This is a genomic window from Proteus sp. CD3 (assembly GCF_008808075.1).
GTDB lineage: Bacteria > Pseudomonadota > Gammaproteobacteria > Enterobacterales > Enterobacteriaceae > Proteus > Proteus appendicitidis.
Window position 1 is genome coordinate 667,056 of sequence record NZ_CP019686.1, and the last position, 23,234, is coordinate 690,289.

General features: G+C 37.1%; 23 protein-coding genes. 22 read left to right on the top strand and 1 reads right to left on the bottom strand.

The window, feature by feature from the left end; translation table 11 throughout:
* The first annotated feature begins 123 nt into the window (after positions 1–123).
* Genes BTA34_RS02910 through BTA34_RS02940 form a run of 7 tightly spaced genes read left to right on the top strand, consistent with a single transcriptional unit; the run spans position 124 to position 6,357 of the window.
* Complete coding sequence (locus BTA34_RS02910; RefSeq protein ID WP_151434428.1) at positions 124–2,742, top strand: outer membrane usher protein; 2,619 nt, start codon at positions 124–126, stop codon at positions 2,740–2,742.
* A gap of 29 nt (positions 2,743–2,771) precedes the next feature.
* On the top strand, positions 2,772–3,530 hold the full coding sequence (locus BTA34_RS02915; RefSeq protein WP_151434429.1) for a fimbria/pilus periplasmic chaperone: 759 nt from the start codon (positions 2,772–2,774) through the stop codon (positions 3,528–3,530).
* A gap of 11 nt (positions 3,531–3,541) precedes the next feature.
* Positions 3,542–4,102 carry a fimbrial protein gene (locus BTA34_RS02920; protein ID WP_151434430.1) on the top strand — a complete coding sequence of 187 codons (561 nt, stop codon included), beginning with the start codon at positions 3,542–3,544 and terminating at the stop codon, positions 4,100–4,102.
* Positions 4,103–4,113: 11 nt separating this feature from the next.
* Complete coding sequence (locus tag BTA34_RS02925) at positions 4,114–4,605, top strand: fimbrial protein (RefSeq protein ID WP_151434431.1); 492 nt, start codon at positions 4,114–4,116, stop codon at positions 4,603–4,605.
* A 10-nt stretch (positions 4,606–4,615) separates the two neighbouring features.
* Positions 4,616–5,152 (top strand): fimbrial protein, encoded by a 537-nt coding sequence (locus tag BTA34_RS02930; protein ID WP_151434432.1) that lies wholly within the window; start codon positions 4,616–4,618, stop codon positions 5,150–5,152.
* An 18-nt stretch (positions 5,153–5,170) separates the two neighbouring features.
* On the top strand, positions 5,171–6,019 hold the full coding sequence (locus tag BTA34_RS02935; RefSeq protein WP_151434433.1) for an adhesin: 849 nt from the start codon (positions 5,171–5,173) through the stop codon (positions 6,017–6,019).
* Between the two features lie 17 nt (positions 6,020–6,036).
* Positions 6,037–6,357 carry a helix-turn-helix domain-containing protein gene (locus tag BTA34_RS02940; protein ID WP_285805459.1) on the top strand — a complete coding sequence of 107 codons (321 nt, stop codon included), beginning with the start codon at positions 6,037–6,039 and terminating at the stop codon, positions 6,355–6,357.
* 557 nt (positions 6,358–6,914) lie between these two features.
* Here BTA34_RS02940 and mrpI read toward each other — a convergent pair.
* Positions 6,915–7,475: a phase variation DNA invertase MrpI gene (gene mrpI / locus BTA34_RS02945; RefSeq protein ID WP_151434435.1), complete on the bottom strand. Its 561-nt coding sequence runs from the start codon at positions 7,473–7,475 to the stop codon at positions 6,915–6,917.
* 677 nt (positions 7,476–8,152) lie between these two features.
* Between mrpI and BTA34_RS02950 the strand changes: the two genes are divergently transcribed.
* From BTA34_RS02950 to BTA34_RS03020, 15 genes are all read left to right on the top strand, one after another.
* Entirely contained in the window at positions 8,153–8,680 is a 528-nt protein-coding gene (locus BTA34_RS02950) for a fimbrial protein (protein WP_023581066.1), read from the top strand.
* Between the two features lie 83 nt (positions 8,681–8,763).
* The gene (locus BTA34_RS02955) at positions 8,764–9,324 is read left to right on the top strand and encodes a fimbrial protein (RefSeq protein ID WP_285805460.1); all 561 of its coding nucleotides are present in this window, start codon (positions 8,764–8,766) and stop codon (positions 9,322–9,324) included.
* 21 nt (positions 9,325–9,345) lie between these two features.
* Positions 9,346–11,961 (top strand): outer membrane usher protein, encoded by a 2,616-nt coding sequence (locus BTA34_RS02960; protein ID WP_151434436.1) that lies wholly within the window; start codon positions 9,346–9,348, stop codon positions 11,959–11,961.
* 55 nt (positions 11,962–12,016) lie between these two features.
* Positions 12,017–12,775, top strand: coding sequence for a fimbria/pilus periplasmic chaperone (locus tag BTA34_RS02965; RefSeq protein ID WP_151434437.1), 759 nt, complete (start codon positions 12,017–12,019; stop codon positions 12,773–12,775).
* A 13-nt stretch (positions 12,776–12,788) separates the two neighbouring features.
* Entirely contained in the window at positions 12,789–13,334 is a 546-nt protein-coding gene (locus BTA34_RS02970) for a fimbrial protein (protein WP_109373863.1), read from the top strand.
* Positions 13,335–13,345: 11 nt separating this feature from the next.
* Positions 13,346–13,831: a fimbrial protein gene (locus tag BTA34_RS02975; protein WP_151434438.1), complete on the top strand. Its 486-nt coding sequence runs from the start codon at positions 13,346–13,348 to the stop codon at positions 13,829–13,831.
* Between the two features lie 10 nt (positions 13,832–13,841).
* Positions 13,842–14,390: a fimbrial protein gene (locus tag BTA34_RS02980; protein ID WP_151434439.1), complete on the top strand. Its 549-nt coding sequence runs from the start codon at positions 13,842–13,844 to the stop codon at positions 14,388–14,390.
* A 21-nt stretch (positions 14,391–14,411) separates the two neighbouring features.
* Entirely contained in the window at positions 14,412–15,239 is an 828-nt protein-coding gene (locus BTA34_RS02985; RefSeq protein ID WP_151434440.1) for an adhesin, read from the top strand.
* Positions 15,240–15,260: 21 nt separating this feature from the next.
* Positions 15,261–15,581 carry a helix-turn-helix domain-containing protein gene (locus BTA34_RS02990; protein WP_285805461.1) on the top strand — a complete coding sequence of 107 codons (321 nt, stop codon included), beginning with the start codon at positions 15,261–15,263 and terminating at the stop codon, positions 15,579–15,581.
* A 1,948-nt stretch (positions 15,582–17,529) separates the two neighbouring features.
* The gene (locus tag BTA34_RS02995) at positions 17,530–18,057 is read left to right on the top strand and encodes a fimbrial protein (RefSeq protein WP_151434441.1); all 528 of its coding nucleotides are present in this window, start codon (positions 17,530–17,532) and stop codon (positions 18,055–18,057) included.
* Positions 18,058–18,157: 100 nt separating this feature from the next.
* Entirely contained in the window at positions 18,158–18,718 is a 561-nt protein-coding gene (locus BTA34_RS03000) for a fimbrial protein (RefSeq protein WP_151434442.1), read from the top strand.
* Positions 18,719–18,738: 20 nt separating this feature from the next.
* A complete protein-coding gene (locus BTA34_RS03005) occupies positions 18,739–21,360 on the top strand; it encodes an outer membrane usher protein (protein ID WP_151434443.1) in 2,622 nt (873 codons plus the stop codon).
* 45 nt (positions 21,361–21,405) lie between these two features.
* Positions 21,406–22,164, top strand: a complete 759-nt coding sequence (locus tag BTA34_RS03010) for a fimbria/pilus periplasmic chaperone (RefSeq protein WP_151434444.1) — start codon at positions 21,406–21,408, stop codon at positions 22,162–22,164.
* Positions 22,165–22,175: 11 nt separating this feature from the next.
* The gene (locus BTA34_RS03015; protein WP_151434445.1) at positions 22,176–22,724 is read left to right on the top strand and encodes a fimbrial protein; all 549 of its coding nucleotides are present in this window, start codon (positions 22,176–22,178) and stop codon (positions 22,722–22,724) included.
* Positions 22,725–22,780: 56 nt separating this feature from the next.
* Entirely contained in the window at positions 22,781–23,227 is a 447-nt protein-coding gene (locus BTA34_RS03020; protein WP_416202678.1) for a fimbrial protein, read from the top strand.
* Positions 23,228–23,234: the final 7 nt, after the last annotated feature.

The following is a 23,234-nucleotide window of genomic DNA, read 5'->3' on the forward strand; positions in this document are numbered from 1 at the left end:
CATGTTTTTTCATTATTGGCACGGATAGTCAAAAGCGATGATTTTCCATAAACGGGTATTTAGTATCTCGCAACACTAAATCCCCAATTTAGATATCATTAAATGGATTGGTTAGGTTTATTTATGGCTAAATTATTCAAGACTACTGACACAAAAGTTGAAGATAAGAATAAGCAGTACAGAATTCTCCCTATTGCCACACTGATCTATTGCGTTATTTGGGGCATGTCAGGTGTTCCTCATTTGGCATTTGCTACAACAAATAACGTTGAGTTTAACTCAGATATTCTTGATTTAAGAGATAGAGAAAATATTGATTTATCAGGATTTTCTCAAGAGGGGTATATCACTCCTGGTCGATACGATTTTATTATTAATATTAATAATCACGAGCTAAGTAATTCATATAGCATTGATTATCTTGTGCCTAAAGATGATCCAAAAGGGAGTGAGCCTTGTATTCCGCCGCCATTAGTTGAGCAATTTGCATTGAGACCCGAGTGGCTTACAAAAATCACATGGAAAGATGATGGCGCTTGTCTTAATGAGGCATCATTACCAGGGATGACGATAAAAACAAACTTAGGGAGTGGTGTTTTTGCAATAACCATTCCTCAAGCTTATGTGGAATATTCATCACCTAACTGGGAGCCACCTTCTCGTTGGGATGAGGGAATTGCAGGCGTGCTATTTGACTATAACGTTAATGCCAATGTCAGAAATCCCACAGATGGAAAACAAAAACAGCAAGTCACAGGAAATGGGACAACGGGAGCCAATTTAGGTGTTTGGCGTTTTAGAGCTGATTGGCAAGCAAGTTACGAACATACCACTGGGGTTTTTGATAGCACAAGAAACAGTTGGAAATGGAACCAATATTATCTCTATCGTGCGATCTCTAAGTGGGGAAGTCGCCTTATTATGGGCGAATCTTATTTACGTTCTGAGATTTTAGATAATTTCCGTTTTACAGGAATTAGCCTTAATTCTGATGATCAGATGTTACCGCCTAATTTACGAGGGTATGCACCTGAGATAACAGGGATAGCAAAAACGAATGCCAAAGTGACTGTTAGTCAGCAAGGCCGCGTTATTTATGAAACACAAGTCGCACCAGGGCCATTCCATATTCAAGATATGAATGATGCAGTGAGTGGGCGTTTAGATATTCGTGTTGAAGAGCAAGATGGCTCCATACAAGAATATCAAATGGATACAGCAAATATTCCTTATTTAACACGCCCAGGTCGTGTTCAATATAAATTATCAGCAGGTAAGCCTTCTAAGATTGATCATAAAACAGAAGGTCCTATTTTTGGTATGGGAGAGTTTTCTTGGGGTATCAATAATGGCTGGTCTTTATATGGTGCAGCGTTAGTTTCAGGTGACTATAACTCAACATCGATTGGTTTTGGTCGCGATTTAATGATGTTAGGTGCGATTTCTTTTGATGCTACTCATTCATGGGCCAAAGTTCCCAATGAAGATAAGCATTATCACGGTGGCTCCTATCGTGTTAGTTACTCAAAACGTTTTGAATCAATTGATGGGCAACTGACATTTGCAGGTTATCGGTTCTCTGATCACAACTTTATGAGTATGGATCAGTATTTAGATCGTCGTTATCGCAATGGCTCTCAAGACAATAATAAAGAGTTTTATACCGTTACATTAAGTAAGCAATTTCAGCAATGGGGATTAAGTGCCTACATTAGCTATAACCATCAAACATACTGGGATAAACCTAATAACGATTATTACAATTTCTCCTTATCAAAATATATGGATATTGGAAAATTTAAAAATATTAATCTGAGTTTATCGGCTTATCGAAATAGATTTAATGGGAATAATGATAACGGTGTTTATTTAAATGTCAGTATGCCGTGGAACGATAAAGCCACTATTAGCTATAACACAGTTATTAATCGTGGCGGTAACTCACATAACCTCAGCTATTTTGATCGTATTGATGATAACAATAACTATCGCTTAGGTGCGGGAGTCAGTAGTCGCGGTAAACCATCTGCGGATGCTTACTATACTCATTATGGTGATGCCGCATTGGTAACGGCTTCAGCAAGTCATATTAATGGTGACTACACCTCTGCCTCTTTATCTTTTCAAGGTGGGGCAACATTAACAAGTAAAGGCGGTGATTTTCATCGAAATAGTATTCCAGGTGCTGCTCGACTATTAATTGACACAAAAGGCGTCGCTAACGTACCGGTGAAAAGTTTGAATGCCGTTTCTCATTCTAATTATTTTGGTAAAGCAGTCATTCCCGATATTAATAATTACTATCTGGGAAGTGCTTCTGTCGATTTGGAAAAATTGCCAGATAATGTTGAAGCATTACGCTCAATTCAACAATTAACGTTGACAGAAGGGGCTATTGGTTATCGCCAATTTGATGTGATTTCAGGACAAAAAGCGATGGCAATTGTGCGTCTACAAAATGGAACTTATCCACCTTTTGGCGCAAGCGTTATGACATTAAATAGTCGTGAATTAGGCATCATTAATGATAACGGTAATGTGTATTTAAGCGGTATTAATTCTGGCGATACGCTAAATGTACGTTGGAACGGCCGCAATCAATGCCAGCTAATTATACCTCAATTAGCGGATGCTCAACTGATCACTTCTTTAGCATTAACGTGTGAAGGAGGATCACCTGCGATTACAACACCGCTGGTGGAAGAACATAAACCGAAAAAATTCTTTCAATCTAGCAATTAAATAATTTACAGAAAAAAGAGTAATTAAAGATGATGGCTTTGAAACGTTCATACATTGTAGCAACCACTTTATTGACGGGAATGATTTTTACTCAACAAGCGATAGCCGCGATCGCATTAGATCGTACTCGCGTTATTTTTAATGGTGGCGAAAAATCAGTAAGTCTTAATATTAGTAATCAAAATAAAGAATTGCCTTATTTAGCTCAAGGATGGATGGAAAACGAGAACGGGGAAAAAATAGAAAGCCCCCTTATTGTATTGCCACCTATCCAACGAATTGAACCAAGTGATAAAAGCCAAATAAAAATACAAGCACTGCCAGATATTTCTAAATTACCCAATGATAGAGAGAGTGTTTTTTATTTTAACTTACGCGAAATTCCGCCACGCAGCGATAAACCTAATGTATTACAAATAGCATTACAAACGAGAATTAAATTGTTTTATCGACCAAAAGCAATTTATGCCACACAAACCGATTTAAGTAATCCTTGGCAGGAAAAAATTACCTTAACTAAGCAAGGCGATAGTTACATTGTGCATAACCCAACGCCTTATTACGTCACTATTGTTGACGGATTAACAGAACTTAAAGGTGAGAGTTTAGAGGGGTTTGTGCCTTTAATGGTTGATCCTAAAGGGCAGGGAAAACTGAACTTAAAAGCTTCTGAATTTGGTGTGTTCCCCGTATTAAGTTATATCAATGATTATGGTGGACGTCCGAGATTGAAATTTAACTGCAATGGCTCTGAATGCAAAGTTGTAGAAACCGACTCTGGATATTAATAGGGTGAAATATGTTTATAAAACAGCAGTTTAATGGGATTTTGGCAATCTTTATTTTTATTCTACTTATTTCTATGGGAGGAGTAAGTTCAACTGCTGTTGCAAACGTATTTCCTAGAGCAATGGTGTCACGCGATGATCCCGTGGAGCCTATTTATCCTATTCGAATTAATATCACTGGTTATGTTATCGCATTCCCACCTTGCATGATAAATGATGGCAAAACAGTAGAAGTTAATTTTGGTGAAATACTGAGTACTCAGGTTGATGGTTCTAATTATAAGCGACCTATTAATTACAATGCTTCATGTGAGCATATGCCTATCAATACACTGAATCTCTCAGTCGATGGCAATGGAACTTTTTTTGATGCAAATGCTTTAACGACAAATATACCGGGTTTAGGTGTGCGTGTTTTGTATCAGAACAAAGAACTTAAGTTAGGTCAAAAAATTAATTTTACCTACCCTGATTTACCTGTACTTGAAGCTGTGCCTGTGCGTGATCTTTCTACTTCGTTAACCGGAGGGGATTTTTCTGCTACCGCAACATTACGTATGGAATATCAGTAGGAGGATATTTGATGTTTTCTAAATCAAAACAGGCTTTGCTTATTACTTTATTTACTGTTTTTCCATTATGGAGTGACGCTGTTGAACCTAATTTGAGGCTATTTGGCACGTTATTAATTCCACCACCTTGTGTGATTCAGGACAACGGAATGATTAGCGTCTATTTTGGCAACAATGTTGGTGCTAATCGAATTGACGGTATTAATTATACGCAACCTGTGAATTACACCTTGAAATGTGAAGGTAACTCAACGCAGTGGGCATTAGGGCTTTCAATTATAGGGATCAAAAGTCAATTCGATGATGCGGCATTACAAACCAATATCACGGATTTAGCTATACATATTACAAGAGATGGCGAGCCTTTTATTTTAAATGAACGCTTTGTTATTACGCCCAATAAACCTCCCATAATTCAAGCTGTTCCCGTAAAAAGACCCGGAAGTACTTTACAAAAAGGGGCTTTTGAAACAACGGCAACCTTACTTGCTGAATATCAATAGGAGTATGAGGATGGCATTAAAAATATTATCACTGAGTACCCTTTTATTAATAGGGAATATTTCAATGGTTAATGCAAATCCTAATATGCGTTTTTATGGCGAATTAGTGGATGATCCCTGCGTCATTAATCCAGGGGATGAAACGGTAATACTCACATTCGGCAATGTGCCAGAGAACTTTTTTTATACGGGGATCGGCAGAACAGATAGCCAAGGATTTGAGATCCATTTATCAGAATGTGATCTTTCGATTAATAAAAAAGTCCGAGTCACTTTTAAAGGAGATGAAAATCAAGCAATGGCAGGGAAAGGTTTTCTTGCATTAAGCCCAGGTAGTAGAGCTTCTGGAATTGCCATTGGGTTAGAGGACGCCAATGGAAGCCCGTTACGGATAAATCAGCAATCTAGCAGTATAGCCCTAGATTCAGGAAGCTCCGTTTTAAAATTTAGTGCTTTTATTCAAGCCGAGCCAGCAGCTATCACTAACCAGTCAATAAGACGGGGTCGTTTTAGCGCTATTGCTACATTCCATCTGAATTATGACTAGTGTCAACTTGGGGTTTATATGCTGATATTTAAACGAAGACTACTTTTTTCTTTATTCACTACCACGTTATTTTTTTCAACATCCTCACTTGCGGCGATTTTTTCTTATATTACAGAATCGAAGCCGGTTGGTACTGATGGAAAAGGTGCTGATTACACTTTTATCATCCAGCGTTGGGACCCTGAACCGCCTACAGCAATGAATCCTTGTTATAAGAAAAAACCTTGTTATATAACGATTAATCATCGCCATCAACCTAATCAATCCGGTGGTTCTGCAACGAGAACCATTCTAAGTGATGGGCATAAATACCGCACTATGGAAGATTTACGCATTGCGGTTACGAAAGAATTAGGGGGATTTCCTTATGGTCCCGATGTAGCAATACATCGATACGTTGATACGAACTCTCTTCAAGAATGTGTGGGGATTTTTTATCAGCCTAATGCTTATGGTTTTGCTGACAATGGCTATTTATTGCCAGGATCTATCTGTGCTATTGCGCCTCCTCCTATTGGGCACTGTGACATTTTAGCCGATTCTGTCGATTTAAATTACGGCAATCTTAGTGAAAATGAATTGGATGGTGCAGTGCGTTCAAAAACAGTAAATATAACGTGTAATCAAGATGTTACTTTAAATGTTATTGCAACAGGAATGATGAGCAGGGGAGTATCACTACGCAGTGATGATAGTTTGTACGCTAATTTATTTATTAATGACAGGCCTGGTGAAGAGGGGGATGTCATTTTTGTTGGCAAAGGCCAAATGACCTCTATACAAGTAAGTTCTAAATTGATAACCAATGGACATGTTGCTCCTGGTTACTTTTCTGGTTCTGGGGCGTTGATCTTAACGTTACCATAATAAAAGGTTGAAATATCATGGTGAGATATCGTCGCGCAAATATTGATGTAAATGTACTCGTAGGTAAACGGATACAGATAAAACGTAAAGAGTTAGGTTACACGGGAAGCCAATTAGCGGCTAAATTAGGTGTTAGCCAACAACAATTCTCCCGTTATGAAAGAGGAATGAATAAAATAGATTTAAGTTATCTTGTGTTATTAGCGAACTACTTAAATACCCCTATTCATTGGTTTTTTGAGGATTGTTTCTCTTCTACTTCATCAAAAAAAAGCAAACTTTTTGATAAACACAGTAATAACTCGGCGAGGAAAGCGTTAGAAGCATTCTTGTATTAGCCTTTATTAAAGACAAAACAGAGCGTGTATTTTTAATAGTAACGCCTATTTAGATAAGGCTAAGAGGGGGATTTTTCGCTGTTTCCGTCGATAAGTCTATTTTATACGCTTGATATGAGGTCTTTTTTTATATGCAACAGGTAATCACTATCCCTCTTTCTATTTCTAGGGATAGTGATTACCTAATATGTATAATATGTAGGAAAATACGACAAATAACAGCTAATAATATTTTGAATAAACTTTATCTAATATGACTCTTAGTTTGTTATAAATTATTCTAATGTATCTGGTGGTTTTTTATACCTGTTTGAAATGGCGATAATAGACATCATTAAATTTAGAATGATAAAAGATTATGCATAAAATAGGATTACTTTTCCATAAAGAATATCTTTAATTAAGCATAAAAATGTTATTTTTATATTTGATATTAAATTGTGTTAATCTTTTTTTAATAAAAAATACAAAAAATATCTTTATTCTCATTGAAAAAATATAGCCTATTATAATTAATGCAATAATTCTCGAAAACTATTTTTATTAAAAAATAAATATTAATTTATTGTATCCCAAATGTGAACAAAACGTTTTGAATTGCTTGCGGTGTAGATAACGGTATGTGAAATATTACGATGCCCTAAATAATCTTGAATTAAACGAGTATCTCTACCTAAATCAGCAAGTGCATAGCCACAGGCATGGCGTAACATATGAGGATGAGGAGTAATGGACACATTAGCTTTTTTACCTAAACGGCGAAGTAATCCATATACTTGCTGACGCGAAATAGCGCCGGTTTTTTGCGATAAAAACACCCATTCAGAATCCGCTTCTCTCCATGTTTCCCTTTTTTTCAACCAGTTAACTAACGCTTCATATTCCTCTTCTATAATCGGCTGTGTGGTTGATAAACCGCCTTTTAAGCGCCTGACATAGAGTATCCGACTTTCTAAATCAATATCGCTTAAGGTTAAATTACATAGCTCACTTACGCGAAATCCATGTAAAAAACACATTAAAAACATACAGTAATCTCTTTCTGGATATCGTCCTTCCTTTGCTTGCTTCAAAATAGAATTAATCTCAAAACGTGTAAGAAACTTGCGCTGCTTCATTTTCATAACCTTTTCAATGAGATAACAAAGAACAAAAGTCAATTGATGCATCACTATAACAAGTAATATACATCAATAAAGAGTTGTATTTTTTTTATGCTTGTACTTTTACTTGTTCATTTTAAACAAGTTTATTGAAAGTTTATTTATTTTCAGAAAATGAAAGTGATTGATTGGAAAAGCGAAAAATGAGCATGGACAGGAATTTGGTTATCTTTAGAGAAATAAACAGAATACACCAAATTGTTTACTATTATTCTCTGGCTTTTCACTTAAGTCAAATTTAATGTCTATCACTTATTTTCATTTATTTAACATATTGATATTTATCATTATTTTAAAAAGCGAACACGATTGGTTACTTTGTTTAAAATCCAGAAATAAATTTTTTTACTTTTTTCACAAATTATAGTAATTGCACTTAGAATTATAAACTCTTTTTCCGATATTTAAAGTTTGATTATCTAAATGTGTTTAATTTCGAGATGAAAATTTTTAACAAAACAATTTGGTGTATTTTGTTTTGTTTTTAACGATATTTAATTTCGTTTTGGACGGGCACAGGTATACCAAAATTCAAAAACTCAATAAATGAGTCATTCAATTAGGAATAATCCAATCCTAATGAATTTATTATTTTTAATGTCTTCGTCCTTTATATTTTAGGAAACAAAAAGATGAAATTAAATAAATTAGCGTTAGTTCTTGGCTTAGGTTTATCTGTTGCTGCGGGTTCTGCATTTGCTGCTGATCAAGGTCACGGTACAGTTAAATTTGTTGGTTCAATTATTGATGCACCTTGTTCTATTCATCCTGATTCAGAAAATCAAACTGTTCCATTAGGTCAAATTTCGACTGCTTCATTAAAAGATGGTGGCCGTAGTAATTCTCGTGATTTTAAAATTACTTTAGAGAATTGCACAACAGAAACTTATAAAACTGTTCAAACAACCTTCACTGGTTCAGAAGATGCAGACATCTTAGCCGGTTCTTTAGGTATTGAAGGTATCGCTAAAAATGCCGCTGTTGTTATCACCGATGCGGGTGGCAAACAAATCAAATTAGGCACACCAAGTGCTGCTCAAACATTACGTGATGGTAATAACGATCTGAACTTTGCTGCTTATTTACAAGGTTCTTCTGCAGAAGCTGCCGTTCCAGGTGACTTCACTGCAATCGCAACTTTCGCGCTGACTTATCAGTAAGAAAAAATAAGCACTGTACAAGGATGTACAGCGCTTTATTTCCTGTGTCTATTTTTAACGATTTTTTTCTTACGGAGAAAAATATGAATCGCAAGATGACACCACTATGGCTATGCCTTATTGCCAGCTTACTGATAACAACAGCAGAAGCGAGTGATGTAAAACAAGATAAAAACATGCATCAGCGATTTGGGGTACTTAATCTTTCAGGCTCTATTTTAGAACCCTCTTGCACGATTGCAGCAGGAAGTGGTGAACAAGTTATTCCACTAACAACGGTTTCGATTCCAATGTTGGTGACTGAAGGGCAAGGACCTATTGAGTATTTTTCTATCAGATTAACGGAATGTACGCTAATTGAACAAAAAGGTCAGGAAGCGGACAACCCTCGTTTTATTGCAACGTTTGAAGGTCCCTCTAACGATAATGGCAATTTTGCACTTTCTGGTGAAGCGAGAGGTGCGTCATTAGCAATAGCGGATCGTTATGGAAGGCGAGCTATTCCGGGTAAGCCATTACCCCCAGTTAGTATTGACTCCAAATCAATGGCGTTACTTTATCAAGCGCGATTAGTCAAAAATAACGAAATACCAAAAGCTGGAAATTACCGAACAACGCTGCGATTTAAGCTGGAATACTATTAAATGGATCGGGTTGGATAACTTATGGTTAGAACATTCAAAACTGTTGGTTTAGGGACGGAAAAAAAGAAAAAACAACATACTATTCGGCCTGTTGCTGTACTGATCTATTTAATTCTTACTGGCGCTTCCAGTATTTCAAGTTCAGCTTTAGCAAATAGTGATATTGAATTTAATGCCGATATCTTAGATCTAAAAGATAAGCAAAATATCGACTTATCAGATTTCTCTCGCGCTGGGTATATTATGCCCGGCCGATATGAGTTTGTTGTTCGCGTAAATAATAATGAACTCCCTGAACTCTACAACATTAGCTATGTTGTACCAGCCAATGATCCTAAAGGTAGCGAAGCTTGCTTACAGCCAGAGTTGATCCATCAAATAGGGTTAAAACCTGAATGGGCTGAAAAAGTGAAATATCAAGATAACGGAAGTTGTCTTGATATCTCTTCTATTCCCGGCATGACGGTAAATGCAAGTCTGGGAAACGGCAATCTTATTCTTACTATTCCTCAAGCATATCTTGAATATTCAGCACCAAACTGGGATCCACCTTCTCGTTGGGATCACGGTATTTCAGGTGTGCTTTTTGACTATAACGTCAATGCTAACGTGACTGATCCCGCGAAAGGAAAACAGCGCCAACAAGTGACAGGCTTAGGAACCGTGGGTGCAAACCTTGGTGTTTGGCGTTTCCGTGCCGATTGGCAAGCAAGTTATCAGCATACAACCGGTCTTCCTGATAGTACTGAAAATAGTTGGAAATGGAACCAGCTTTATCTTTATAGAGCTATCACGCAGTTAGGCGCTCGCCTTGTGATGGGGGAGACTTATTCGCGTTCTGACATTTTCGATAACTTCCGTTTTACTGGGATTAACTTGTCTACGGATGACAATATGCTGCCACCTAACTTAAGGGGATATGCTCCTGAAGTAACGGGTGTAGCAAAAACGAATGCCAAAGTGACGATTAGCCAGCAAGGTCGTGTGATCTATGAAACTCAGGTTGCTCCGGGGCCGTTTCGTATTCAAGACATCAATGATGCAGTGAGTGGCAAATTAGATGTACGTGTTGAAGAGCAAGATGGATCTGTTCAAGAATTTCAAATGGATACGGCAAGTATTCCTTATTTAACACGCCCTGGCCGAGTGCAATATAAATTATCTGCGGGTAAGCCGTCGGATATGAACCGTAATACAGAAGGTCCTATTTTTGGTATGGGTGAATTCTCATGGGGGATCAGTAACGGTTGGTCACTTTATGGTGGTTCATTAGTATCGGGCGATTATAACTCAGTTTCTGCGGGTATTGGTCGTGACCTAATGGCACTGGGGGCTATCTCTTTTGATGCGACACATTCTTGGGCAAAAATTCCAAGTGATGACAAGCGTTATCACGGTGGCTCCTATCGAGTCAGTTACTCAAAACGTTTTGAACAAATAAATAGCCAAGTAACATTTGCAGGCTATCGATTCTCTGAACGTGACTTTATGAGTATGAACCAATACTTAGATCGCCGTTATCGTGGTGGTGAAGAAGATAACAATAAAGAGCTTTATACCATTATGTTTAGTAAGCAGTTCCCTGAATGGGGATTGAGTGCTTACTTAAACTATAGTCATCAGACTTATTGGAATAAGCCTAATAATGATAACTATAACTTGTCATTAGCCAAAACGATGGATATTGGTAGCTTTAAAAATATCAATCTCAGTCTGTCGGCGTTTCGCAATAAATTCAATGGCACCAATGATAATGGCGTTTATATGAATGTCAGTATGCCTTGGAGCGATCGCGCAACTATCAGTTATAACACGGTGATTAATAAACACGGTAATTCACATAATGTCAGTTATTACGATCGTATTGATGACAATAGTAGCTATCGTGTTGGTGCGGGTTTAAGCAGTAACGGTAAACCATCCGCCGATGCCTATCTCATGCATTACGCTGATGCTGCATTGGTCACGGCTAGTGCAAGCCATATTAATGGTGAATACACATCAGCCACATTATCACTACAAGGTGGGGCAACATTAACACCAAAAGGTGGTGCATTACACCGTACAAGCCGTACGGGGAGTACTCGCTTACTTGTTGATACCGATGGCATTTCAGATGTGCCAGTGAAAAGTATCGGCGCTATTACGCGTACTAATGCTTTTGGTAAAGCCGTGCTGCCTGATATCAATGATTATTACCGCAGTAGTGCCAGCATCGACCTTGATCAGATGCCAGATAACGCTGAAGCATTACGCTCAATTCAACAGCTAACCCTAACAGAAGGCGCAATAGGCTACCGTCACTTTGATGTGGTATCGGGACAAAAAGCCATGGCTGTCATTCGCTTACAAGATGGAACTTATCCACCGTTTGGTGCCAGTGTCACTACCGAGAAAGGGCGTGAGCTAGGGATTGTCAATGATGGTGGGAATGTCTATCTGACGGGGATTAACAGTGATGATGTATTGAGTGTTCGTTGGAATGGTCAAGAGCAGTGCAAAGTCCGTATTCCAACATTAGTTGAAGGATTATTTATGTCTTCATTACTACTGACTTGTGGTGATGGTACAGCAACACCTTCAACAATCAATCAAAGAACAGAACCCTTACCTAAACCTCAATTGATCACGCAATAAGGTTAGGAAAGAAGGGAAAGATAAAAATAATTTCAGACAAAAAGAGTAATTTAAAATGATGTTATCAAAGCGCTTATTCATTGTAACAACCACTTTATTGACTGGAATGGTCTTTACTAGTCAAGCTCTTGCTGCGATTGCTTTAGATAGAACGCGTGTCATTTTTAATGGTGCAGATAAATCTATTAGCTTAAATGTCAGTAATCAAAATAAAGAACTGCCTTACTTGGCTCAGGGCTGGATGGAAAATGAAAATGGAGAACGTATTGACAGCCCATTATTAGTTTTACCGCCTATTCAGCGTATTGAGCCGGGCGATAAAAGCCAAGTAAAAGTGCAGTCATTACCTGACATTGCCAAATTACCTCAAGATAGAGAAAGCGTTTTCTATTTTAACTTGCGCGAAATTCCACCTCGTAGTGATAAACCCAACGTGTTGCAAATTGCATTGCAAACACGAATTAAGTTGTTTTATCGCCCAGCATCGATTTATGCCACACAAACGGATCTCACCCATCCTTGGCAGGAAAAAATCATCTTAATAAAGAAAGGTGATCGCTATGAAGTGAATAACCCAACACCTTATTACGTGACATTAGTGGATGGGTTAACAGGATTACAAGGAAAAAGCCTTGATGGTTTTGAACCAATCATGATTGCCCCTAAAAGCACAGGAACGATAAATCTGCATACTTCTGCGTTTGGCGCATCGCCTGTACTCAGTTACATCAATGATTACGGTGGACGACCACAAATGAAATTCACCTGTACTGGCAATGAATGCAAAGTTACAGAAACATCAGCAGGAAACTAAATAGGTCTATTTTATGAAAATGGAACAGCGGTTTAGCCCAAGCAAAGCAGTGTTGATTCTTATTTTGGCAACGTTTACTGGAGGCCTAAGTTTTACTGCTGTTGCGAATTTACCCGCTAGAGCGGTGAAAGATGTTATTCCGGGAATTGTTTATATCAATATTTCAGGGAATGTCATTGCACCACCGCCTTGCTTAATTAATGACGGCAAAATGATCGAAGTTAATTTTGGTGAGGTAATGAGTACTCGTATTGATGGGGTTCGTTATAAAGAGCCTGTTCACTACACCGCGACTTGCCAAAAAATGCCAACTAATGCCATGAAAGTTTATGTTACGGGGAGCGCAACGGGGTTCGATTCAAATGCGCTACAAACCAATATTACGGGATTAGGGGTGCGTATTCTGTATCAGGGAAACTTATTAGATTTAGGTAAAGCGGTAAATTTTACCTATCCCAACTTACCTGAATTAGAAGCTATTCCTGTTCGTGATCAGAATGAAAGCTTAGTGGGTGGTGATTTTGTCGCAAGTGGCACACTGCATGTGGATTATCAGTAAGAGGTCAGAAGATGAATAAATTAAAGTACCTATGTCTGATCGCATTACTGAATTCTTATTCTGTCATGAGTGCAGACGCACCTAATATGAAATTATATGGCACCTTATTAGTGCCACCCCCTTGTGTTATTAGTAACAACGAACTCATTGATGTCTATTTTGGGCACAACGTAGGTATTCATAAAGTAGATGGCATTAACTATACCGAATCGGTGAATTATCGATTGGTCTGTGATCCAAATTTAAAAGGTTGGGATTTAGGGCTTTCTATTATTGGTCCTAAAACACAGTTTGATGAAGCTGCGCTACAAACCAATATTCCAGATTTAGGCATTCATCTTACGCAAGATGGTAAGCCTTTTAAATTAAACGAGCGTATTGCGATATCACCCGATAGCCCTCCCGTGATCCAAGCGGTGCCCGTTAAAAGACCTGGTAGCACTTTGCCTGAAGGTGCATTTGAAGTGTCGGCAACACTGCTTGCCGAATACCAATAGGAGCGTATTGATGAATATAAAAAGATTATCGATCCCGTTCGTATTGGGTCTTGCCATATTTACGGGAGCCACACCAGTCGCTTTATCAGCACCAGACAATATGCGTTTTCACGGCATATTAGTTGACGAGCCTTGCACCATAAAGCCCGGTGACGAAACCGTTGAGTTAGATTTTGGCAATATACCGGACAAAAACCTTTATGCGTATCAAAGAACACCAAGCAAGTTGTTTCAAATACGCTTGTCCGAATGTGATTTAACGATTGGTAAAAGCGTCAAGATCACCTTTAAAGGGGATGAAAATCAAGCCATGGCAGGACAAGGTTTTTTAGCGATTAGCCCAAGCAGTCAAGCGGCGGGTATTGCTGTTGGACTGGAATCTGAAAATGGAAATGCACTACCTGTTAATAAAGAAACAGACAAAATGTCATTAAATGCGGATGACACGATTTTAAATTTTTATGCCTTTATTCAAGGGGAGCCGGATGCGATTGCGAACCAATCCATTAAACGCGGTCCATTTAGTGCAATCGCCACATTCCATTTGAATTATGACTAATTATTAGGGTTGAGGTTTTATATGTCCATATTAAAGCGACTTCCGGCTTTATGTATTGCAATAGGTTTGTTGTTTTCAGCACCCGCAATGGCATCTATCTTTTCTTATATTACTGAATCGACAGGAACACCCTCAAATGCGACCTATACCTATGTTATTCAGCGTTGGGACCCTGAAACAACAGGAACATTAAACCCTTGTTATGGATGGTCTACTTGCTATGCAACGATTAACCATAAACATGATCTTGATGGGTCTGGTGGATCAGCGAAGCAAATTATTACAAGAATTGAGAAGTTGCGTACTTTGGCTGAAGTTCGAGAGGAAGTTTTAAGAAATATATCCTTTCCACTTGAAGGAAAAACAAATCACGTAGGACCTGCTTTAAATTCTAATCAGGAATGTGTGGGATTATTTTATCAACCAAATTCAAGTGGAATATCGCCAAGTGGACGTTTATTACCAGGTTCATTATGTGGTATAGCGCCACCCCCTGTTGGAGCCTGCAAAATAACGGAAGGCGCAGTAAACCTTAATTATGGTGATATTGATGAATATAGCTTAGAAGGTGCTCAGCGTTATCAGAATATCAATGTTACTTGTAATTTAGCGATGAAAGTCATGGTTATTGCATCAGGTTCAGATAGCGGAAGAGTGCCTTTACGTTCAGACAACAGCTTATATGCTGATTTATTTCTTGATGATAATCCAGGTGAGACCGGCAGCATAATTAATGTTCCTGCTGGCGGCTCAATGCCTGTAAAAGTAAGTTCTACTTTACATACAAATGGTCGCGTTGCACCGGGCTATTTCTCTGGTTCAGGATCAATTATTTTAACGATGCCTTAATCATGATAATGGGTGAATATTATGATGAATTACGATTTTACAGATATTGATGTTAATGCGTTGGTTGGAAAACGAATTCAGAAAAAGCGTAAAGAATTAGGTTATACCGGTATGCAAATCGCTGAAAAAATTGGTGTAAGCCAACAGCAATTTTCTCGATATGAGCGCGGGATGAACAAGATAGATTTAAGTTACCTTGTTCTATTAGCCAACTATCTAAATACACCTATTTATTGGTTTTTTGAAGACTGTTTTATATCAAAATTGTCATCAGAAAATCAATGTACCGATAAACGAAGTAGCATCATTGCTGAAACGATGCCTGATGTTTTTTTATACTAATGCATATCGCTAAAGGATACTCAAACTTGGTGTTTTAGAGCGTATGCTTTTTCTTTGATTGATTACCAAATTGGTAAGGCAGGGGAAACCCTGCCATTTTTTTATGCTAAAAAAACTAAGTTCTGTTAGTCAAACTCAAGTTATTGACAGAGTGAATGGCAAAAAGGAAGGTATGGATAATCAATTTTTTACTCTTTTATATAGAGAAGAAAATGGGGCATAAATATAAAATTGTCATTTTATGATGATGATAATTATCTAACACAGGTATTTTTCTTGAAATGTAGGATAAGAATACTCTTAAAGCGAGTATTTGGAGAATATTGATTTCTATTAGGTTGAAAATGCCTTTTTTTTATTTCATCGTGAAAAATATAAATAAAGCTAAATTAATTTATTAAATAAAGATGCTCCAATAATGATCTTCTTATTAAGACGTATTTAGCCGAATAATTAAATACTACTAATGTAATACCCGTTTTTATTTAAATTATTAACTTATCATTATTCATCCGATAAAGGATTGTTTCTAACATATACCTTAAAACTTACTTCTTTAAATGAATTAACTATTCGAAAATGGGTTAAATCTATTCAGATAAAATAAAATTATTCCTAATTTATCGTAGGATTAAAAAAACACCAATATTCTTATTGAAAAAAAATTGATAATTAAAAAACAAGTAATAGTGATTAATATCCATACGCATTATCTGAGTAATGTTAAATTGATGCATTCGTAATGTAAACAATGTGTATTTTATTGTGTTTCTGTTTGGATAAAAAAATGTAGTTCCTATGGGAATTTAATAATATGAATAAGCTAACAATGAAATTAGTAACAATACGTAAAATAGTCAATAATCCAATAAATAATTAATTTCAATTTTTGAAGTGGCTCTTAATAAATACATTAAAAATTTTACCCAAAAAAAGTGTAATTATTTTCAATCAAATGATTAGGTTTTTGGGTTTTTTTGAGAAAAACATGAGCGTTACACGAATTTCTTTTTTGAATTATCAGTCAGTTAACATGTAAGAGTGTTCTTAATCAAAAAATGTAAATTATACGAAAAATTCGTTTTATGACTTCAATTTCTTAGGTATAAATACCTATGTCAGTGTGTTAAATTTTTATCGAAATACTCTATTCTTGATTAGCCTATCTGTATAACTAGTTACAAATCAATTGGTTATGTTTTTTTTACTTTTTTTATATCGTTTATTGTAAAAGTACGTAACTATAAAATTTGTAACCATTAAATTTTTCATTAAATACAATTAGTTATATTTATTTGATGTTTTGTTTTTAATATTTACTTCTATTTAAGATTATCATCAAAAGGCGTTATTTAATGCGGTTTCTATATGAGAGTAAATAATGATGATAAATTAATTAACAAATTCGCTATTTTGATCTGGTTATAAATCAATATATTAAGTCTGATTTGTTTCATAATGTAAAACTTCTGTTATTTTGAGTTAAAATAAATAAATAAGAAAATATTGTTTAATTGACTATTACTCCTATTCGTAAAAAGACAGTCAGATCTTTTTACTTTAAATTTCGAAATGGCAGAATTTAAATCTTAAATATCTCTTTTTAAGAGTGCCGATTTAGTTTTAAAATCCATTTCAGTCATTTTCAAGAAGTAATGTTTTGTATGAAAATGTAAAAAATACACCTAATATCAGTAAATTAATAAAAATAGACTTAATGAAATAGGGGTAGTTTGACTTAAATAAAACCTGCGAGAATAATATGTCCAACTTGATACGCTTCCTTTATCTAATTTCAAAATTAAATATGAAATTGGCTGGATGAACTTTATCAAAATATAGAAACTTTATTTAGTGAGTCATTCATTTAAGCAATCTTCTTATATTGCTTATATTGAATTTTATTATTTTAAATATCTTCGTTCTTATATTTTCAGGAAACATAAAGATGAAATTAAATAAATTAGGTTTAGTTTTAGGTTTAGGCTTAACTGTTGCTGCTGGTTCTGCATTCGCTGCGGATCAAGGTCATGGTACCGTAGAATTTTGGGGTTCAATCATCGATGCTCCATGTTCAATTGATCCTAACTCAGGCGACCAACGTGTTCCACTAGGACAAGTTTCAGCAACTGCACTGAAAGATGGTGGCCGTAGTGTTTCTAATACTTTCAAAATTAAATTACTGCAATGCTCTACTGAAACTTATAAAACAGTTCAAACTACCTTCACTGGTGCTGAAGCAGCGGCTATTCTGCCAGGCTCTTTAGGTATCGAAGGTTTAGCGAAAAATGCAGCAGTTGTTATTACTGATGCTGGTAATACACAAATTAAATTAGGTGAACCAACAAAAGCTCAAACTCTTCGTGATGGTTCAAATGAACTGAACTTTGCAGCTTACTTACAAGGTTCTTCAACAGAAGCAGCTGTACCTGGTGACTTTACTGCAATCGCTACTTTCGCATTAACTTACCAATAATAGATGTTCTTTTAGGCCCTGTATAAGGACGTATGGGGCTTTATCTTTAGTTTTATCTTTAGCTGTATTTTTAATGGTTTATCTTATGGAGTAGAAAACAATGAATCGCAAGATAGTGCCACTATTATTACTTGTTACAACAGGGCTATTTGTTAAGCCTGTAATGGCAGTGACCGATATAAAACAAGATGTGAAATCACATCAGCGATTCGGCGTGGTTAGTCTACAAGGTTCTATATTAGAGCCAACATGCACTATCTCGGCAGGAAGTCGAGAGCAAGTTATCTCTTTGAGTACTGTATCTATTCCGACCTTAGCTGTTGAAGGCCAAGGACCTATTGAATATTTCTCTATTCGATTAACAGAATGTTCTCTTGTTGATCAAAAAGGTACACAAGCTGAACGTCCTCGTTTTATTGCTACTTTTGAAGGCCCCGCACAGAACGGATTATTCCAACTTTTCGGCGATGCTAAAGGTGCTTCGTTAGCTATTGCTGACCGTTACGGAAGATTGGCAACACCGGGGAAGCCTTTACCTCCTGTGGATATTGATACCAAATCGTTGTCTTTGTTGTATCAAGCAAGGCTTGTTAAAAATAACGACATTCCACGAGCAGGTAATTATCAAGCAACCCTGCGTTTTAAACTCGAATATTATTAAATGGATTGGTTGGATTATTTATGGCTAAATCATTCAAAACTGCTTCAAGAAAAGCAGAAAAAAAGAGTAATCAGCATACAATTCGACCTGTAGCGGCACTGATCTATTTAATTATTGCTGGTATGGCGAGTGCCTCTAATATGGCATTTGCAGCTGGCGATATCGAGTTTAACTCTGATATTCTTGATCTAAAAGATAAACAAAATATTGATTTATCAGACTTTTCTCGTGCCGGCTATATTATGCCTGGCAAGTATGAATTTATTGTTAAAGTTAACAATAATGAATTACCCGATCTCTATACGATTAATTATATTGTTCCCGACAATGATCCTAAAGCGAGTATTCCTTGTATTCCTCGTGAATTAGTCAATCAATTTACGTTAAAACCTGAATGGCTTAAAGCGGTAACTTGGAAAGATGGCGGTGCCTGTCTTGATGAGTCATCAATACCCGGTATGACAACAAGTACTAACTTAGGTGCGGGTAGTTTTATTGTGACTATTCCTCAAGCCTATGTTGAGTATGCAACCGAAGATTGGGACCCACCATCTCGTTGGGATGAAGGTATTTCAGGGCTTCTTTTTGACTATAACCTGAATGCTAATGTGACCGATCCTGCTAATGGTAAGCAAAGACAACAAGTTACGGGAAGTGGTACTGCGGGTGCTAACTTAGGTGTATGGCGTTTTCGTGCTGATTGGCAAGCAAGCTATCAACACACAACAGGCGTGAATGGTAGTACTGAAAATGATTGGGATTGGAGTCAATATTATCTTTATAGAGCAATAACCCAGTGGGGCGCTCGCCTTGTTATGGGTGAGACTTATTCACGCTCTGACATTTTTGATAACTTCCGTTTTACGGGTATTAGTTTATTAACAGATGACCAGATGTTGCCTCCTAATTTAAGAGGTTATGCACCTGAAGTCACTGGTGTTGCAAAGTCGAACGCTAAGGTGACGATCAGCCAGCAAGGCCGTGTGATCTATGAAACACAGGTCGCACCGGGTCCATTCCGTATTCAAAATCTTAATGATGCCGTCAGCGGTAAGCTAGATGTTCGTGTTGAAGAGCAAGATGGTTCGGTACAAGAATACCAAATGGATACGGCAAGTATCCCTTATTTAACACGTCCGGGTCGAGTGCAATATAAATTATCAGCAGGTAAACCTTCTAATATAGACCACAAGACAGAAGGACCCAGTTTTGCAATGGGTGAGTTTTCATGGGGGGTATCAAATGGTTGGTCACTCTATGGCGGTTCATTAGTTGCTGGCGATTACAATTCTGTTTCTTTAGGTATTGGTCGTGACTTGATGGTATTAGGGGCTATTTCATTTGATGCGACACACTCTTGGGCAAAAATCCCAAATGATGATAAACGCTATCATGGAGGCTCTTATCGAGTCAGTTACTCTAAACGTTTTGAAGCTATTAATGGTCAGGTGACTTTCGCCGGCTATCGTTTCTCAGAACGTGACTTTATGAGTATGGAGCAATATTTAGATCGTCGTTATCGTGATAACAACCGCGATAATAATAAAGAGCTTTATACGATAACATTAAGTAAGCAATTCCCTGATTTAGGCTTAAGTGCTTATCTTAACTATAACCACCAAACTTATTGGAATAAGCCTAATAACGATTATTACAACTTATCTTTATCTAAATTTATGGATATCGGTAGTTTTAAAAATATTAATTTAAATTTATCTGCTTACCGCAATAAATTTAATGGCACCAATGATGATGGTGTTTATTTTAATGTCAGTATGCCTTGGAGTGATAAAGCGACAATTAGCTATAACACTGTAATTAATAAGAATGGTAATTCACATAATGTGAGCTATTTTGATCGCCTCGATGACAATAATAACTATCGCTTAGGTGCAGGTTTAAGTAGCCGTGGTCGTCCTTCTGCTGATGCTTATTATACGCGTTATGGTGATACAGCACTGGTAACAGCAAGTGCGAGCCATATTCAAGGTGAAAATACTTCAGCATCACTTTCTCTACAAGGTGGCGCGACGTTAACAGCAAAAGGCGGTGCATTCCATCGTACTGCAATGCCAGGCGCTGCGCGTTTATTAGTTGATACTAATGGGGTCTCTGGAGTACCAATTAGAAGTTTAGGGGCGGTAAGCCATACTAACTATTTTGGTAAAGCGGTACTTCCAGATATCAATAATTACTATCGGAGTAGTGCAACAATTGATTTAGATAAATTACCTGATGATGTTGATGCCGTGCGTTCAATTCAACAATTAACCCTGACTGAAGGGGCAATAGGTTACCGTGAGTTTGACGTTATTTCAGGGCAAAAAGCGATGGCGATTGTCCGCTTGAAAGACGGTAGTTATCCACCATTTGGCGCTAGCATTACTACAGAAAAAGGACGAGAACTGGGCATCGTGAATGATAGCGGTAATGTTTATCTAAGCGGAATAAACTCCGGTGATGTTTTAGATGTACGTTGGAGTGGTAAAAAACAGTGCGAAGTACAAGTACCTCAATTAGATGAAGGCATCTTTATTTCTTCACTATTATTAACATGTGGAAACACTCCATCAATCTCTTATTCAGCACAAGAGAGAACCGAATCACCATCTCAGCCACAATTAGTCAAAACTGAAGGTTGAGAAGGGAAAAATTAAACGATTTTATAAACAAAAGAGTAATTAAAGATGATGTTATTAAAGCGCTCATTCATTGTAGCAACCACATTATTGACGGGTATGGTATTTACTCAACAAGCTATTGCTGCGATTGCATTGGATAGAACTCGTGTCATTTTTAATGGAGCAGATAAATCAATTAGCCTTAATGTCAGTAATCAAAATAAAGATCTGCCTTATTTAGCACAAGGTTGGATGGAAGATGTCAATGGGCAAAAAGTGGAAAGCCCATTAATCGTTCTGCCGCCTATTCAGCGTATTGAACCAGGTGATAAAAGCCAGATAAAAATACAAGGATTACCTGATGTCGCTAAATTACCTCAAGATAGGGAAAGCGTGTTCTATTTTAACCTACGTGAAATTCCACCACGTAGTGATAAACCCAATGTACTGCAAATTGCATTACAAACACGGATCAAATTGTTTTATCGCCCTACTGCGATTTATGCAACACAAACGGATTTAACAAACCCGTGGCAGGAAAAGATCACCCTAACGAAAAAAGGGGATATCTATCAGGTTAATAATCCAACGCCTTACTTCGTGACAATTGTCGATGGGTTAACTGGATTAAAAGGTGAAAGTATCTCTGGATTTATGCCTGTCATGGTTGATCCAAAAGGTAGTGCGGATCTTAATTTGAAAGCCTCCACACTTGGCGCATCACCCGTATTAAGTTATATCAACGATTATGGTGGACGTCCTCGTTTGAAATTTAGCTGTAGCGGTAATGAATGCAAGGTTGTAGAAACAGCAATCGGAAATTAATAGGTTTATTTATGGATATGGAACAGCGGTTTAACACAAGCAAAGCAGTGTTGATTTTATTAATGACAACATTTACTGGTGTCCTGAGTTCAGCTGCTGTTGCAAATACACCACCTACAGCGAGAGCGGGTAGCACTATACCTGGGATTGTATATGTCTATATCACCGGTAATGTTATCGCTCCACCACCTTGTGTTATCAATGGGGGTAAGACGATTGAGGTTGATTTTGGTGAAGTCATGAGTACACGTATTGATGGCGTTAATTACAAAAAGCCTATTACCTATAGTGCTGAATGTAGAAAAATGCCAACAAATACAATGAAAGTCTCTATTTCTGGAAGTGGTACAGGGTTTGATTCAAATGCCTTGAGTACAAACATTACAGGGTTAGGGGTACGTCTTCTTTATCAGAATAAATTATTGAGATTGGGGCAAGAAGTGAATTTTACTTACCCTAACTTTCCTCAATTTGAGGCAATTCCTGTGCGTGATTACTCTGCATCATTAACAGGTGGTGATTTTTACGCTACTGCAACACTTCGGGTCGAATATCAGTAAGGAGTCAGTACATGCTTATTAATTTAAAAAAGGTTTGTCTGACAACATTACTTATAATGTCGCCTTTATTTGTCAGTGCGGATGAACCGAATATGAAATTATTTGGAACATTATTAATTCCGCCTCCTTGTGTGATTGAAAATAACAACTTAATTGAAGTTTATTTTGGCCATAATGTTGGTATTCATAGAGTTGATGGAATTAATTACACCCAACCCGTGAATTACAGATTAAAGTGCGATCCAAATATAAAAGGCTGGGATCTGGGGCTTTCAATTATTGGCCCTAAAAGTCAGTTTGATGATGCTGGATTACAAACCAATATTACAGACTTAGCGATTCATATGACTCGAAATGGTGAGCCTTTTATTTTAAATGAGCGCTTTACTATATCGCCGGATAAGCCACCTATTATTCAAGCCGTTCCAGTGAAAAAACCAGGAAGCACATTAGTAGAAGGTCCATTTGAAGTAACAGCAACGTTGCTCGCAGAATATCAATAGGAGTGTG